At 63.9% G+C, this 15,019-nt stretch carries 13 protein-coding genes; 6 read left to right on the top strand and 7 right to left on the bottom strand.

Annotation, left to right across the window (positions count from 1 at the left end; all coding sequences use genetic code 11):
- Positions 1–91: 91 nt before the first annotated feature.
- From CAL22_RS07985 to CAL22_RS07965, 5 genes are all read left to right on the top strand, one after another.
- Positions 92–1,075, top strand: coding sequence for a tripartite tricarboxylate transporter substrate binding protein BugE (locus tag CAL22_RS07985; protein WP_094812029.1), 984 nt, complete (start codon positions 92–94; stop codon positions 1,073–1,075).
- A 59-nt stretch (positions 1,076–1,134) separates the two neighbouring features.
- The gene (locus CAL22_RS07980; protein ID WP_094812027.1) at positions 1,135–2,001 is read left to right on the top strand and encodes an N-formylglutamate amidohydrolase; all 867 of its coding nucleotides are present in this window, start codon (positions 1,135–1,137) and stop codon (positions 1,999–2,001) included.
- A gap of 190 nt (positions 2,002–2,191) precedes the next feature.
- Positions 2,192–3,310 carry a Re/Si-specific NAD(P)(+) transhydrogenase subunit alpha gene (locus CAL22_RS07975; protein ID WP_094812025.1) on the top strand — a complete coding sequence of 373 codons (1,119 nt, stop codon included), beginning with the start codon at positions 2,192–2,194 and terminating at the stop codon, positions 3,308–3,310.
- A 1-nt stretch (position 3,311) separates the two neighbouring features.
- Positions 3,312–3,626 (top strand): NAD(P) transhydrogenase subunit alpha, encoded by a 315-nt coding sequence (locus CAL22_RS07970; protein WP_094812023.1) that lies wholly within the window; start codon positions 3,312–3,314, stop codon positions 3,624–3,626.
- Positions 3,623–5,068, top strand: coding sequence for an NAD(P)(+) transhydrogenase (Re/Si-specific) subunit beta (locus tag CAL22_RS07965; protein WP_094812020.1), 1,446 nt, complete (start codon positions 3,623–3,625; stop codon positions 5,066–5,068). Before CAL22_RS07970 ends, CAL22_RS07965 begins: the two co-directional genes overlap by 4 nt.
- Here the strand turns inward: CAL22_RS07965 and glcF are convergent.
- The 6 genes from glcF to tldD all read right to left on the bottom strand — a co-directional run bounded on the left by glcF (position 5,065) and on the right by tldD (position 13,381).
- The gene (gene glcF, locus CAL22_RS07960; RefSeq protein WP_094812018.1) at positions 5,065–6,315 is read right to left on the bottom strand and encodes a glycolate oxidase subunit GlcF; all 1,251 of its coding nucleotides are present in this window, start codon (positions 6,313–6,315) and stop codon (positions 5,065–5,067) included. The genes CAL22_RS07965 and glcF overlap by 4 nt on opposite strands.
- A 9-nt stretch (positions 6,316–6,324) precedes the next feature.
- Complete coding sequence (gene glcE / locus CAL22_RS07955; protein WP_094812016.1) at positions 6,325–7,428, bottom strand: glycolate oxidase subunit GlcE; 1,104 nt, start codon at positions 7,426–7,428, stop codon at positions 6,325–6,327.
- A gap of 13 nt (positions 7,429–7,441) precedes the next feature.
- Complete coding sequence (locus CAL22_RS07950) at positions 7,442–8,941, bottom strand: FAD-linked oxidase C-terminal domain-containing protein (protein ID WP_094812014.1); 1,500 nt, start codon at positions 8,939–8,941, stop codon at positions 7,442–7,444.
- A 123-nt stretch (positions 8,942–9,064) separates the two neighbouring features.
- Positions 9,065–10,474, bottom strand: a complete 1,410-nt coding sequence (locus CAL22_RS07945) for an FAD-binding oxidoreductase (RefSeq protein WP_094812012.1) — start codon at positions 10,472–10,474, stop codon at positions 9,065–9,067.
- A 105-nt stretch (positions 10,475–10,579) separates the two neighbouring features.
- Positions 10,580–11,653, bottom strand: a complete 1,074-nt coding sequence (aroG, locus tag CAL22_RS07940; RefSeq protein ID WP_094812010.1) for a 3-deoxy-7-phosphoheptulonate synthase AroG — start codon at positions 11,651–11,653, stop codon at positions 10,580–10,582.
- 267 nt (positions 11,654–11,920) lie between these two features.
- Positions 11,921–13,381 (bottom strand): metalloprotease TldD, encoded by a 1,461-nt coding sequence (tldD, locus tag CAL22_RS07935; RefSeq protein ID WP_094812008.1) that lies wholly within the window; start codon positions 13,379–13,381, stop codon positions 11,921–11,923.
- Positions 13,382–13,938: 557 nt separating this feature from the next.
- On the opposite strand from tldD, the gene CAL22_RS07930 reads away from it, so the two are divergent.
- Positions 13,939–14,301 carry an H-NS family nucleoid-associated regulatory protein gene (locus CAL22_RS07930; RefSeq protein WP_094812006.1) on the top strand — a complete coding sequence of 121 codons (363 nt, stop codon included), beginning with the start codon at positions 13,939–13,941 and terminating at the stop codon, positions 14,299–14,301.
- Between the two features lie 59 nt (positions 14,302–14,360).
- Here CAL22_RS07930 and CAL22_RS07925 read toward each other — a convergent pair whose 3' ends face one another.
- Complete coding sequence (locus tag CAL22_RS07925; protein ID WP_094812004.1) at positions 14,361–15,014, bottom strand: DUF4136 domain-containing protein; 654 nt, start codon at positions 15,012–15,014, stop codon at positions 14,361–14,363.
- Between the last annotated feature and the right edge of the window lie 5 nt (positions 15,015–15,019).

Here is a 15,019-nt window from a genome sequence, read left to right as displayed (position 1 = left end):
TTACGGAGAATCTTTCGTTTGCGCAAACCTGCCTGCGGCTCTCAGAATCGCGCAGTTAGTCACAAAGACCCACATCCAATCAGGGGAAATCATGCAACGTCGCCATCTCATCCTGGGCCTGTCCCTGGCCGCCGCCACCCTGGCCGCGCCCTTGACCGCCGTCCACGCCGAAGACAACTATCCCAGCAAGCCCATCCGCCTGATCGTCCCCTTCCCGCCCGGAGGCACGACCGACATCGTCGGCCGCCTGTTTGCCGACAAGCTCGGCAAGGAACTGGGCCAGACCGTGGTGGTGGAAAACCGCGGCGGCGCCGGCGGCTCGATCGGCTCGGCCTTCATCGCCAACAGCGCGCCGGACGGCTACACCCTGGGCATCGCCACGGTCTCGACCCACGGCATCAACCCGGCCATCTATTCCAACCTGGCCTTTGACGCCGAGAAGGACTTCACCCCCATCTCGAATCTGGCCGCCGTGCCCAACGTGATGTCCATCAATCCCAAGGTTCACGCCAAGGACATGGGCGAGTTCGTCAAACTGGCCAAGAGCCAGCCGGGCAAGATCACCTACGCTTCGGCCGGTAACGGCTCGGTCTCGCACATGATGGGCGAACTGTTCAAGATGTCGGCCGGCGTGGATCTGATGCACGTGCCTTACCGTGGCGTGGGCCCGGCGCTGAACGACACGCTGGCCGGTCAGGTCGACGTGCTGTTCGACAACCTGCCGTCCTCGCTGCCGCACATCCAGTCCGGCGCGCTGATCGCGCTGGCGGTGGCCGCCCCCCATCGTGTGGCCAATCTGCCCAACGTGCCCACCTTTGCCGAAGTCGGCCTGACCCCGGTCAACGACTCCTCCTGGTTTGGCCTGGTCGGCCCGGCCAAGCTGCCGCAAGCCGTGACCGACAAGGTCTACGCCGCCGTGGCCAAGGTCAGCGCCGATCCCGATGTGAAGAGCCGTCTGGAAAGCCTGGGCGCCGCGCCGGTGGGCAACAAGCCTGCCGAGTTTTCCAAGCAGATTTCCGATGAAATCGCCAAGAACAAGCGCATCGCCAAAGAAGCCAACGTGAAGATCGACTAATCGATCTCCGGTCCCCGCGTGTCGCGGGGACCCACCCCATTCCTGTCGCACCTTCAGTCATGCCTATCATCCATCCCCTGTCCTACCGCCTCGACCTGCCGCAGCATTTTCCGCAAGCCGCACCCCTGGTGCTCGACTCGCCGCACAGCGGCACGAGCTACCCGCCGGATTTCGCGCCCTCGGTCGATTTCGGCGCCCTGCGCACCGCAGAGGACACCTGGGTGGACGACCTCTGGGGCGACGCCATCGGCCTGGGCGTACCGCTGATTGCCGCCAGCTTTCCGCGCGCCTACATCGACGCCAACCGCTCGGCCGAAGAAGTCGATCCGCTCTTGCTCGATGCGCCCTGGGATGGCCCCATGAGCGATTCGCCCAAGGTCAAACTGGGCAAGGGACTGATCTGGCGCATGCTCGATGACGGCACCCCGCTTTATGACCGCAAGCTCTCGGCCGCCGAAGTCCGGCATCGCATCGATGCCTGCTGGAAGCCGTATCACGCCAAGCTTGCGGAAGTGCTGGACCAGACCCACGCCCACTTTGGCAAGGTCTGGCATATCAATTGCCACTCCATGCCCAGTGTGGCGGGCGCCTTCGCCACCGACCGGCCCGGCCTGGTGCATCCCGATTTCGTGCTGGGCGATCGCGACGGCTCGACCAGCGATCCGGCCTTCCGCGAATTCATCGCCAAATGGTTGCGCGAGCGGGGCTACAACGTCACCGTCAACGATCCCTACAAGGGCGTGGAATTGGTGCGTGCCTTTGGCAACCCGGCGCAAGGCCGCCACAGCCTGCAGATCGAGATCAACCGCAAGCTGTACATGGACGAAGTCAGCCTGCGCCCCAATGAGGGCTACGCCAAACTCAAATCGGATCTGCGCGACCTGACGGCCGCGCTGATCGACTGGACGCGCGCGCAAACGGCCTGACGCCGGACGCTTGCGTGCTCGGGATGGACCCGGCGGCCACGGCCCCGGTCATCCGTTCGACCCCCTGGGTTCCATAAGGCCCAGGGGGTGTTTTTCTTCTCCGCCTGCCCGACGTCGGCCCAGGTCGGCCTGCGGCGGCCGCCGAAGGCTTTCGTGTATAACTACGCAAGCCTTCGGAGGAGAAGCGCAGATGCAGATCGGGATACCCAAAGAAACCCGAGACGGAGAGCCGCGGGTCGCCGCGACACCCGAAACGGTCAAGAAGTACGTGACGGCAGGCCATCGCGTCATCGTCGAGCAGCAAGCCGGAGCCGCCGCCCGCTATGCCGATGAGGAGTACCGCGCCGCAGGCGCCGAACTGGCCGATGCGGCAAGCGCTTTGAGCGCCGAGGTCGTTCTCAAAGTGCGCGCGCCCTCGAGCACGGAGCTGCAGACGCTGCGGCCAGGCACCGTGCTGGTCGGCATGCTGGACCCTTTCGACGCCGAGGGCATCGCCCGCATGGCGCAGGCCGGCCTGACTGCCTTCGCCCTGGAGGCCGCGCCTCGCACGACACGCGCCCAAAGCCTGGACGTCCTGTCATCGCAGGCCAATCTGGCCGGGTACAAGGCGGTGCTCCTGGCCGCCGACCACAGCGCGCGCCTGTTTCCCATGATGATGACGGCCGCCGGTACGGTGAAGGCCGCTCGCGTCGTGGTCCTGGGCGCTGGCGTAGCCGGACTGCAGGCCATCGCCACGGCCAGACGCCTGGGTGCCGTGGTCGAAGCCTCCGACGTGCGTCCCGCCGTTCGGGAGCAGATTGAGTCGCTGGGCGCGAAGTTCATCGATGTGCCGTTCGAAACCGACGAAGAACGCGAGATCGCTCAGGGCACAGGCGGCTATGCCCGGCCCATGCCCGCCGGCTGGATGGCGCGGCAAGCGGCGCTGGTGGCCCAGCGCTGCCAACAGGCCGATGTGGTGATTGCCACCGCGCTCATCCCTGGCCGCCCCGCGCCGGTGCTCATCAGCGCGGAGACCGTCGCAGCCATGAAGCCGGGCGCGGTGCTGGTCGACCTGGCGGTCGAACGCGGCGGCAACTGCCCGCTGAGCGAAAAGGGCAAGATCGTGCAAAAACATGGCGTGACGCTGATCGGCCTGAGCAATCTGCCGGGCATGCTGGCCACCGATGCTTCGGCGCTCTATGCACGCAACCTGCTGGATTTTCTCAAACTCATCACCGGCGACGGTGCCACGCTCACCATCCGGCGCGACGACGACATCGTCGCGGCCTGCCTGGTCTGCGAAGCCGGCCAGCCCACGCGGAGGTCCTAAGATGGAAGGCATCAGCCCCACCCTGATCAATCTGATCATCTTCGTGCTGGCGATCTATGTCGGCTACCACGTCGTCTGGAATGTCACCCCCGCCCTGCACACCCCGCTCATGGCCGTGACCAACGCGATCTCGGCCATCATCATCGTCGGTGCCATGCTCGCGGCCGCGCTCACCGAGGGCGGACTGGCTCGCACCATGGGCGTGCTGGCCGTCGCCCTGGCGGCGGTCAACGTCTTCGGCGGCTTTCTGGTGACTCGTCGCATGCTGGAGATGTTCCGCAAAAAAGACCGGCCGGCCAAGGAGCGCAGCCAATGATCTCACTGAACCTGGTCACGCTCTGCTATCTGATCGCCTCGGTGTGCTTCATCCAGGCCTTGAAAGGCTTGTCGCATCCGTCGACCTCGCGCCTGGGCAACGCCTTCGGCATGGCCGGCATGGCCATCGCGGTACTCACGACGGCGGCCCTTATCGTCGGCCTCGCCCGCCAGGACGGCGCCAACCCCGCGCTGGGCCTGGGCTGGGTGCTGCTGGGTCTGTTGATCGGCGGCAGCGTCGGCACATTGATGGCCAAACGCGTGGAGATGACCAAGATGCCGGAGCTGGTCGCCTTCATGCACAGCATGATCGGCCTGGCGGCAGTGGCCATCGCCACCGCCGTGGTCGCCGAGCCGCATGCGTTTGGCATCGCCGCACCTGGCATGCCCATTCCCACCGGCAACCGTTTGGAGCTGTTCATCGGCACCTTTGTCGGAGCCATCACTTTCTCCGGCTCGGTCATCGCCTTCGGCAAACTCTCCGGAAAGTACAAGTTCCGGCTCTTCCAGGGCGCGCCCGTCACCTTCCGCGGCCAGCACATGCTCAATCTGCTGCTGGCCCTGCTGATGCTGGCCAGCGGATTCTGGTTCATGGCCACGCAGTCCTGGACCCCGTTTGTGATCATGACCGTGCTGGCCTTCCTGCTGGGCGTGCTCATCATCATTCCGATCGGCGGCGCGGACATGCCCGTGGTCGTGTCCATGCTGAACAGTTACTCCGGCTGGGCCGCCGCGGGCATCGGCTTTTCGCTGAACAATCCCATGCTCATCATCGCCGGCTCACTGGTCGGCTCCTCCGGCGCGATCCTGTCGTACATCATGTGCCGGGCGATGAACCGGTCTTTCTTCAATGTGATTCTGGGCGGTTTTGGCGCGCAGCCGGCCGCCGCGGGCAGCGCTGGCGAGCAGGCCCAACGACCGGTCAAATCGGGCAGCCCCGAAGATGCGGCCTTTTTGCTGGCCAACGCCGAATCCGTGATCATCGTGCCGGGCTATGGCCTGGCCGTGGCCCGGGCGCAACACGCGCTCAAGGAGTTGGCCGCCAAACTCAGTGCCAAGGGCATCTCCGTCAAATATGCCATTCACCCCGTGGCTGGCCGCATGCCGGGCCATATGAATGTGCTGCTTGCCGAGGCCGAGGTACCTTACGACCAGGTCTTCGAGATGGACGAGATCAACGGCGAATTCGGCCAGACCGATGTCGTGCTCGTGCTCGGCGCCAACGATGTGGTGAACCCCGCCGCCAAGAACGATCCGGCCTCGCCCATCGCGGGCATGCCCATCCTCGACGCTTACAAAGCGCGCAACATCATCGTGAACAAACGCTCGATGGCAGCCGGCTACGCCGGCCTGGACAATGAGCTTTTCTACATGGACCGCACCATGATGGTGTTCGGCGACGCGAAAAAAGTCGTCGAAGAAATGGGCCGGGCGATCGACTAGGCCGCCACGGGCGGCTGGGCCCCTCCCGCGCGCAGCCGCTCGTCGACCACTTCCACCCAATGCCGCACGGGGGTATCGGTACCGCCTTGCAAATGGCCGATGCAGCCGACATTGGACGACAGGATGACCTGAGCCTGGGCGCCGGCCATCGCAGCCACTTTGCGATCGCGCAATGACTGCGCGATGGCCGGGTTGAGCACCGAGTAGGCGCCCGCGGACCCGCAGCACAGATGCGCCTCGGCGAAGGGTTGCAGCACAAAACCCAGATCGGCCAGCAGCCGCTCACTCAGCGGCCGCAGCCCCTGCCAATGCTGCAAGGTGCACGGCGGATGAAACGCCGCCGCAGGCGCGGGCCCGAGCTTGGCGGCCAGCTCGGCGGCATGCGGGGCGAGCAGCTCGGCCACATCCTTGACCCGCTCCACGACCTGCGCAGCCTTGGCGGCGTACTGCGGATCGTGCCGCAGGTGGTGCGCGTAATCTTTGACCATGGCCCCGCAGCCCGAGGCATTCATGACGATGGCCTGCACACGGCCATCCTGCAGCATCGGCCACCAGACGTCGATATTGGCGCGCATCTGAGCCAGGGCATCGTCCTGGGCGTCGAGATGAAAATTCACCGCGCCACAACATCCCGCGCCGGGCACCTGACGCACGCCTATGCCCACGGCATCGAGCACCCGCAGCGTGGCCGCATCGATGGCAGGCATCATGCTGGGCTGCACGCACCCCAGCGGCATCAGCACTTGCCGGGCATGACGCGTCGTGTCGGGCAGCAGCCCGGGCGCGCGCCAGGCCGGCACCTTCGGTTTGAGCGCGCGAGGCAACACCGGGCGCACGGATTGCGCCAGACGCATGGCGGGCGCGAACAGGCGGGAATTCATGCCCTTGCGCAGCAACCAGCGCCGCAGACGATCCGGCCAGGCGCGGGTCACGCGCTCATCGACCGCCTTGCGCCCCAGGTCTATCAAATGGCCGTATTCCACGCCCGACGGACAGGTGCTTTCGCAATTGCGGCAAGTCAGGCAACGATCCAGATGCGATTGCGTGGCCTGAGTGGGTTGCGCGCCCTCGAGCACCTGTTTGATGAGGTAGATGCGGCCTCGCGGACTGTCGCGCTCGTCGCCCAGGACCTGATAAGTCGGGCAGGTGGCGGTACAGAACCCGCAATGCACACAACGGCGCAAGATGGCGTCGGCCTCTTGGCCCAGATCGGTATCGCGCGCCCAGGAAGCGAGATTTGTCTGCATTGGTTTTGTCTATAACTCCAGCACCATGCGGCCGGGGTTGAACAGGCCCGCGGGATCGAGCTCCTGTTTGAGGCGGCGGGTGATCTGCGCCACGGCGGGTGCCAGAGGATGAAAAACGCCATCGGCAGGCACTGCCCCGCCCTGGGCGCGGAACAAGGTGGCATGGCCGCCAGCGGCCTGGGCCGCAGCACGCACCGTCTGCGCATCGGCGCGCGCGCTCAGCCAGCGCTGCCCCCCGCCCCATTCCAGCAACATCGGCCCCAATGCCAGCGGCGGGGCGGTTGGCGCGACCGCCAGGCGCCACAGCGGCACCCCGCCCTGAAAAAATGCATGCGTCTGCTCACGCAGCGCCTGCCAGAAAGCGCCGGCCGCGGCAGTTTCGACTTCGGTCCCGCCCACCTGCTGCCGCGCGGCGCGCAAGGCGGGCGCGGATCCGGACAGCCGCGCCGTCCAGCTTCCCCCCTCTCCGCCATCGCCATCCGGCACCCAGGCCGTCGCCGATAGCGGCAATGGCAGCCGGCGCCATTGGGCAAAGCGCTGCAGCGCCTCGGCCTGCGTGCCCCGGCCCTGCAGCGTGATCTCTTGCACCGGCTTGGGCACCACCTTCAGGGAGACCTCGAGCAAGGCACCGAAAATACCCAGCGATCCGCTCATCAGACGCGACACATCGTAGCCGGCGACGTTTTTCATGACCTCGCCGCCGAAAGACAGCAAGCGGCCCTGCGAGTCCAGCAGCCGCACACCCAGCACATAATCCCGCACACCGCCGCAAGCCTGGCGCCGTGGCCCGGCCAGCCCTGCTGCCACGCAGCCGCCCACGGTCGCGCCCGACTCGAAATGCGGGGGTTCAAAGGCCAGCATCTGGCCCTCTTGCGCCAGCGCGGCCTCCAGCTCGGCCAGCGGCGTGCCCGCTCGCGCAGTCACCACCAACTCCGAGGGCTGGTAATTCACGATGCCACGATAGGCGGTCATGTCCAGGACATAGTGACCGGGCGGGCCATGGCGCGCATTGCCGTAGAAGCGCTTGCTGCCTCCTCCCGCGATGATGAGCTGCTTGTGGCCGGCGCGCGCGGTCATGACCTGATCGCACAAATCCGACAGGACGAATTCCATCAGAACCCGCCTCTTAGAATCGTGCCAGATCAGGAAACCGCATCTCTCCCGCGTGCACATGCATCTTGCCGTACTCGGCGCAGCGTGCCAGGGTTGGAATCACTTTTTCGGGATTCAGCAGGCCGGGCGGGTCGAATGCCCGCTTGACCGCCAGAAATGCGTCAAGCTCGTCACGCGAAAATTGCACGCACATTTGATTTATTTTCTCCATACCCACACCGTGCTCTCCTGTCACGGTGCCTCCGACTTGCACACACAGTTCGAGGATGGCGGCGCCGAATTTTTCAGCGCGCTCGACCTCGTCCGGCTTGTTGGAATCGAACAGAATCAGGGGATGCAGATTGCCGTCCCCCGCATGAAACACGTTGGCGCAACGCAGGCCGAACTCATCTTCCATCTGCTCGATGGCGTTGAGCACCCGCGCCAGATGGCGGCGCGGAATCGTGCCATCCATGCAGTAGTAATCCGGCGAGACACGGCCCGCCGCCGGAAAGGCATTTTTACGGCCGGCCCAGAACCGCAGACGTTCGGCCTCCGATGCCGACACCTGGCAACGCGTGGACCCCGCGGCGCGGAAGATGGCTTCCATCCGCTCGATCTCGTGAGCGACTTCCTCTGCCGTGCCATCCGACTCGCACAGCAGGATGGCCTGCGCATCCAGGTCATAGCCGGCGCGAACAAAAGGCTCGACCATGTGCGTCGCCTGCCGGTCCATCATCTCCAGCCCGGCCGGAATGATGCCCGCGGCAATGATCTGCGTGACCGCATTGCCCGCGGCCTCCACGCTGGAAAAACTCGCCATCACCACCTGCGCGCAGGCCGGCTTGGGAATGAGCTTTACCGTCACTTCACTGACCACGCCCAGCATACCCTCGGAACCGATGAACAGAGGCAAGAGTTCGGGCCCGGGCGCGTCCGGCGCCTCGCTACCCAACTCGACCACCTCACCGTCGATGGTGATGAGGCGGACCTTGAGCACGTTGTGCACCGTCAGGCCGTACTTCAGGCAATGCACCCCCCCGGAATTCTCGGCCACGTTTCCGCCGATCGAACATGCGATCTGGCTCGAGGGGTCCGGCGCGTAGTACAGGCCATAGGCCGCGGCCGCCTCCGATATCGCCAGATTGCGCACCCCCGGTTCGACCACGGCCAGGCCGGCCGCCGGATCGATACGCCGGATGCGGTTGAATTTGGACATGCCCAGCAGGACGCCCTGCGCATGCGGCATCGAACCGCCCGACAATCCCGTGCCCGCGCCTCGCGCCACCACGGGCACGTTGAGCCGTTTACACAGGCGCAACACGTCGCGCAGCTGGGCTTCGGTTTCCGGCAACACGACCGCTGCCGGCAGCGCCCTGAATAAAGACAGGCCATCGCACTCGTATGGACGCGTATCTTCCTCCCGATGCAGCACGCAATGCGCCGGCAAGACAGCCTGCAGTGCCTGTACCAGCGTCCGCGGAGAAAATGGCGCCTGGGTATGGCTCAGGCCGGCTTCGACGAGTGAAGTCATGATGGAAAGATAGCGCGCCCGACGCGTTGTTCATGCCGGTATTTACCCGCAGAGCGGGTTTTCCATCATCCAAAGAAAAGGCGCCCCGACCCGGGGCGCCCTATCAAAGCCAGAACCGCATGCTCACCAGGCGAAGATCTTGCCGGGGTTGAGGATGTTGTTGGGGTCGAAGGCATGCTTGAGGCTGCGCATGAGCGCCAGGGCGTCTTCGCCGTGCTCCTCGGCCATGAACTGCATCTTGTGCAGGCCGACGCCGTGCTCGCCGGTGCAGGTGCCATCGGCGGCGATCGCGCGGCGCACCAAATTGTGATTAATGGTTTCCGACTCCTGCCACTCGGTCTCATTGTCGCCATCGAGCAGCATGAGCACGTGGAAATTGCCGTCTCCCACATGGCCGACGATGGTGTAGGGGAAACTGGCGCGGTCCAGTTCGTCTACGGTTTCGCGCACGCAATCGGCCAGGCGTGAAATCGGCACGCACACATCGGTCGTGCTGGCACGGCAGCCCGGGCGCAGCTGCAGCCCCGCGAAATACGCGTTGTGCCGCGCGGTCCAGAGGCGGTTGCGATCCTCGGGCCGCTCGGCCCACTCGAAATCCATACCGCTGTGCTCGGCAGTGATGGCCTGCACCGTCTCGGCCTGCTCCTGCACGCCAGCCGGGCTGCCATGAAACTCGAACACCAGCATGGGTGTCTCACGCAGCGACAGCTTGCTGTGGAGATTGACCGCCTTGACTGCCGCCGCATCCATGAACTCGACCCGCGCCACGGGCACGCCCATCTGAATGATCTCGATGACGCTTTGCACCGCGTCGTCCAGGGACGGGAAGTTGCAGATGGCCGCCGACACCGCTTCGGGCTGCGGATAGAGCCGGATGGTGACTTCGGTGATGATGCCCAGCGTGCCTTCGCTACCGACGAAGATACGCGTCAGGTCGTAGCCTGCCGACGACTTGCGCGCGCGACCGGCGGTGCGCACGATGCGGCCGTCTGCCGTGACCACGGTCAGCGACATGACGTTTTCGCGCATGGTGCCGTAGCGCACGGCGTTCGTGCCCGAGGCCCGCGTCGCCGCCATCCCGCCCAGGCTGGCATCCGCGCCCGGGTCAATCGGGAAGAACAAGCCGGTGCTGCGGATTTCCTCGTTCAGTTGCTTGCGCGTCACGCCTGCCTGCACCGTGGCGGTGAGGTCTTCGGCATTGACGGCCAGCACCTGGTTCATCTGCGACAGATCCAGGCTGATGCCGCCCTGCACCGCCAGCAAATGGCCCTCCAGCGAAGAGCCGGCACCGTAAGGAATCAGGGGCACGCGGTGCGTATTGCACAGCTGGGCCACCTGCGCGACCTCTTCGGTCGAGTGGGCAAAGACCACCGCGTCGGGCAGCATGGGCGGGTAAGGCGATTCATCCCGGCCATGATGCTCGCGCACCGCCGCAGCCACCGACAAGCGCTCGCCAAAAATCGCTTTCAGCCCGTCCAGACAGGCGGCGGGTACGGGGCGGCGCAGGGTTTCGGAATGCAGGGGTGCGTTCATGGCGAGAAAAAGAGAGGTTGGTATCCGGCCATTCTACGCCGACCGCCAGCGATTCCGGCCTGCTGGCAGGCCGGAAAAGCCCGGTACGCGGGCTTTCCCGGAGCTTTATTTGCCGCTGACCAGCGCCACACGGCGGCGCTCGCGCACGCCCTGCGCCAGTCGCTCCAGCGTCTGAACCGACGCCTCCCAATCAATGCAGCCGTCGGTGATGCTTTGACCATAGGTGAGAGCCTGCCCGGGCACGAGGTCTTGCCGACCGCCGACCAGATGGCTCTCGATCATGATGCCCACGATGCGCGAATCGCCCCGCTCCATCTGGCGCGCGATGTCGTCGGCGACCAGTGGCTGGTTCTCGGGCTTCTTGCTGCTGTTGGCGTGGCTGGCATCGACCATGATGCGCTGCGCCAGGCCCGCCTTGGACAGATCCTGGCAGGCCGCTTCGATGCTGGCGGCGTCGTAGTTGGGGACCTTGCCGCCGCGCAAAATGACATGACAGTCTTCGTTGCCCGCCGTCGACACGATGGCCGAGTGGCCGCCCTTGGTCACCGACAGGAAATGATGCGGCTGCGAGGCGGCCTTGATGGCATCCACGGCGATCTTCACATTACCGTCCGTACCGTTTTTGAAACCCACCGGGCAAGACAAACCGGAGGCCAGTTCACGGTGCACCTGGCTTTCCGTCGTGCGCGCGCCTATCGCCCCCCAGGCCACCAGGTCCGCGATGTACTGCGGCGTGATCATGTCCAGGAACTCGCACCCCGCCGGCAAGCCCAGGCTGTTGATTTCGAGCAGCAGTTCCCGCGCCACCCGCACCCCCTTGTTGATGTCGAAGCTGCCATCCAGGTTGGGATCGTTGATCAGCCCCTTCCAGCCCACGGTGGTGCGCGGCTTCTCGAAATAGACGCGCATCACGATCTCGAGATCGGCCGCCAGTTTGTCACGCAGCGGCTTGAGCCGGCGTGCGTACTCCAGCGCCGCTTCGGTGTCGTGGATGGAACACGGGCCGATGACGACGATCAGGCGGTCATCCATGCCGTGCAGGATGCGGTGCATGGCATTGCGGGACGCAAACACCGTTTCCGACACTTCCTTGGTGCACTGGAACTCGCGCATGACGTGCGCGGGCGGGTTCAGTTCTTTGATTTCTCGAATGCGAAGGTCGTCGGTATTATGTGACACGGTTGTACTCCTGGGGTGGGGTCGGTATGGATTGCTTGGGGTCGTTCCCGCAAACCCACCAGGCTGACGGCAACAAAAAAGCCGCCAGTGACGCTGGCGGCTTTTTCGGGGGGATTCTGTACTAGGTTGAGCGCGTCCCTTCCTCCGCCAGCGGCTTCAGAAAACCATAAAAATAAAAATAAAAGGCGGGGGACGCGAATTTCATAGGGAAAAACTCTAGCACAAAAAAACGCCCCCGTCATCCGGAAGTCTTACGCGGCCTGGCCCTCAGGCCGTGCCGCCGACCGTCAGGCCATCCATGCGCAACGTCGGCATACCGACGCCGACTGGCACGCTCTGGCCTTCTTTGCCGCACGTGCCCACGCCGGAATCCAGGCGCATGTCGTTGCCGATCATGCTGACCCGGTTCATCGCATCAGGGCCATTGCCGATCAGCGTCGCACCCTTGACCGGATAGGTCACCTTGCCGTTTTCGATCATGTAGGCTTCGGAAGCGGAAAACACGAATTTACCGCTGGTGATGTCGACCTGGCCGCCCCCGAAATTGACGGCGTACAGACCTTTCTTGACCGATGCGATGATCTCCTCGGGGACTTTGTCGCCACTCAACATATAGGTGTTGGTCATGCGCGGCATGGGCAGGTGAGCGAAGGACTCGCGCCGGCCATTGCCGGTGGCCTGGGTCTTCATCAGCCGGGCGTTGAGCGTGTCCTGCATATACCCCCGCAAAATCCCGTCTTCGATGAGGACATTGCGTTGCGAGGCATTGCCTTCGTCATCGATATTGAGCGAACCGCGCCGGCCCTCCAGGGTACCGTCATCGATGACCGTCACGCCTTTGGAAGCCACGCGCTGGCCGATACGGCCCGAAAACACGCTCGAACCCTTGCGGTTGAAATCGCCTTCCAAGCCATGACCGACGGCTTCATGCAACAGAATGCCGGGCCAACCCGAACCCAGCACAACAGGCATTTCTCCCGCCGGGGCCGGCCGCGCCTCGAGGTTTACCAGGGCTTCGTGCACGGCGCGCTCGACGTAATCGCGCAGGATTTCATCCGAAAAATACGCCAGGCCGCTGCGCCCGCCGCCGCCCGCGTGCCCCATTTCGCGCCGCCCGTTGCGCTCGGCGATCACGGTCAAGGACAGCCGTACCAGCGGCCGGACATCCGCCGCCAGGCGCCCGTCACTGCCGGCAACAAGTACGACGTCATACTCCGCACCCAATCCAGCCATCACTTGAATGACATGTGGATCACGCGCCCGGGCCATGCGTTCGAGACGTTCGAGCAAGGCCACTTTGTCGGCCGCGCTGAGCGTGGCCAGCGGATCGATATCAGCATAGAGGCTGCGGCTGTCTTGAACCGGGCGGTGAGCGGCGACCTTGACCTTGCCCGCGCCCTGGCGCGCAATGCTTCGCACCGCATGCGCCGAAGACAGCAACGCCGCGGGCGACAGTGAGTCCGAGTAAGCAAACGCGGTTTTCTCGCCGCTGATGGCCCGCACCCCCACGCCTTGGCCAATGGAAAAACTGCCCGTCTTCACGATCCCCTCTTCTAGGCTCCAGCCCTCGCTGCGGGTGTACTGGAAATACAGGTCCGCATAATCGACCTTGTGAGCGAAGATTTCGCCCAAAGCGCGGGCCAGATCGGCCTCGGTGAGACCCCAGGGGTCGAGCAACAGGGATTTGGCGGTCGCCAGGGATTGAATCGCGGGATCGATCAGTTTCATGGAATTCCGTATATAGAGCCCGCGCAGCGGCGGCGGACAGGCCTGCCGAACCAGGGGCAGACATACAGCCTCTATCGTACCGCCGATCCCGTCAGGTCAGCGCATTCCGACGCATGCGCCAAAATGGTGCAGCAAAAGTTTTCACTTTTTAAAACACATTTGACTGTCCTGACTCATCATACGACTACACAAATAGATATTTCAGGGATAGGATTTTTTTAACCAAGCAGAAGCCAAAGCCTATCGAACTTGTCCTATGTCATTTTGGACTTCGGCGTTTGGCAAGGCCAATTCGCTTAACAAAGCGGCGCTTCTTGGTACGGACAATTCAGAACAAGCTGATTTTAGGTGTTTGATGCCGACACCCGACAATCGGTGTCTCCCTCAGAGGGGCGAAGCGCGATTCTTTCAAGAAGCTGTCGCCTTTTCCGACCATCCGAAACACTTATCTGGAGATAAAACTAAAGACTGCCGTAGACATTTTATGTATTATTGAAAAACAACAACCATATATACAAGCAAGCCGGCGAATCGAAGTCCATAACCAGGAAAGAAACATGCCCCGAGAGACTTACGCAGCACAACAAGCCAAGATCGAGAAAGAAATCACCCGTCTTCAAAAGCGCGCCGAAGCCCTGCAGACGCGACGCCGCAAACCGGTCATCGCGTCCATCGTGAAGTCGATGCGTGAATACAATGTCACCCCCGAAGAGATCGTCGCCGCTCTGGGCAGCGCCAAGTCTCCGCGTGCGGCTTCGCCGCGCCGCAAGGCTGCCGCAGACGGCGCCAAGCGCGCAGTGGCGCCGAAATACCGCCACCCGGTTTCCGGCGATACCTGGAGCGGCCGCGGCAAAGCCCCGCGCTGGCTGGTTGCAGAAGAAAGCAAAGGCGCTAGCCGCGACAGCTTTCTCATTAAATGATAATCAGTCGTTAATGAATAACGGCGCCCATGGGCGCCGTTATTTTTTTCAGGGACGCATCAATGGTTTAGTGGAAACTCCACCTCGCGTTCGCTGCCGTTATTGCCCGGGAAATTATCAAAGATGGCCCGCACCAGATAGGGCATGGCCCGCAGGATATCTTCCTGCTGACTAACAATATAGGCCGTCGACCGATACACCTCGGCATTGCCGCGGGCGGTATCAAAGATCTGCAGGTTCAGGCTATTACGGAAGGCGACGGCAGGGACATCCACCCAATCCGGGCCCCAGAACGGCGCCGGCCCCCAGGGACCACGCCAGCCGCGCGGACCAAAATACGGCCCGCCGTACCCGCCATAAAAATAAGGGTCATAAGCGCGGCGCACCATGATCTGCGTCTGCTTCGAACCATAGGTAAAACTCACCAGAAACCGGGCGTCCTTGCCGGCCTGCGCCTCCACCAGGCCGGTCGGGCCGATCCCCGCGCGCACCATATCCTGGAAGGCCTGATACTCCAGATTATCTTTCTGGCCTGCATTGGCCGTCTGGAAACGGTAGGTCTGCCCCTCGACCCCTTGCGGCCACTGTTGAAACGACGTTACGCGCGCGGCCACGGTCGGCGTGGCACATCCGCTGACAACGCCGGCTGCGGCCACGACCAACGACATCGCGGCAAGACGGCCCCAGCGGACTGGACCCATAGAACTGAACATTGCAT

The organism is Bordetella genomosp. 12 (genome assembly GCF_002261355.1).
Taxonomy (GTDB): domain Bacteria; phylum Pseudomonadota; class Gammaproteobacteria; order Burkholderiales; family Burkholderiaceae_B; genus Bordetella.
Note: the sequence above shows the minus strand (reverse complement) of the source record. Positions and strands in the feature narration are given on the sequence as shown.

Excerpts from the sequence above, each read along its gene's own strand:
- CAL22_RS07980 (WP_094812027.1), top strand. The coding sequence starts at position 1,135 with ATGCCTATCATCCATCCCCTGTCCTACCGCCTCGACCTGCCGCAGCAT.
- CAL22_RS07985 (WP_094812029.1), top strand. The coding sequence starts at position 92 with ATGCAACGTCGCCATCTCATCCTGGGCCTGTCCCTGGCCGCCGCCACC.
- CAL22_RS07970 (WP_094812023.1), top strand. The coding sequence starts at position 3,312 with ATGGAAGGCATCAGCCCCACCCTGATCAATCTGATCATCTTCGTGCTG.
- tldD (WP_094812008.1), bottom strand. The coding sequence starts at position 13,381 with ATGAAACTGATCGATCCCGCGATTCAATCCCTGGCGACCGCCAAATCC.
- CAL22_RS07950 (WP_094812014.1), bottom strand. The coding sequence starts at position 8,941 with ATGACTTCACTCGTCGAAGCCGGCCTGAGCCATACCCAGGCGCCATTT.
- CAL22_RS07975 (WP_094812025.1), top strand. The coding sequence starts at position 2,192 with ATGCAGATCGGGATACCCAAAGAAACCCGAGACGGAGAGCCGCGGGTC.
- CAL22_RS07945 (WP_094812012.1), bottom strand. The coding sequence starts at position 10,474 with ATGAACGCACCCCTGCATTCCGAAACCCTGCGCCGCCCCGTACCCGCC.
- CAL22_RS07965 (WP_094812020.1), top strand. The coding sequence starts at position 3,623 with ATGATCTCACTGAACCTGGTCACGCTCTGCTATCTGATCGCCTCGGTG.
- glcE (WP_094812016.1), bottom strand. The coding sequence starts at position 7,428 with ATGGAATTCGTCCTGTCGGATTTGTGCGATCAGGTCATGACCGCGCGC.
- CAL22_RS07925 (WP_094812004.1), bottom strand. The coding sequence starts at position 15,014 with ATGTTCAGTTCTATGGGTCCAGTCCGCTGGGGCCGTCTTGCCGCGATG.
- glcF (WP_094812018.1), bottom strand. The coding sequence starts at position 6,315 with ATGCAGACAAATCTCGCTTCCTGGGCGCGCGATACCGATCTGGGCCAA.
- CAL22_RS07930 (WP_094812006.1), top strand. The coding sequence starts at position 13,939 with ATGCCCCGAGAGACTTACGCAGCACAACAAGCCAAGATCGAGAAAGAA.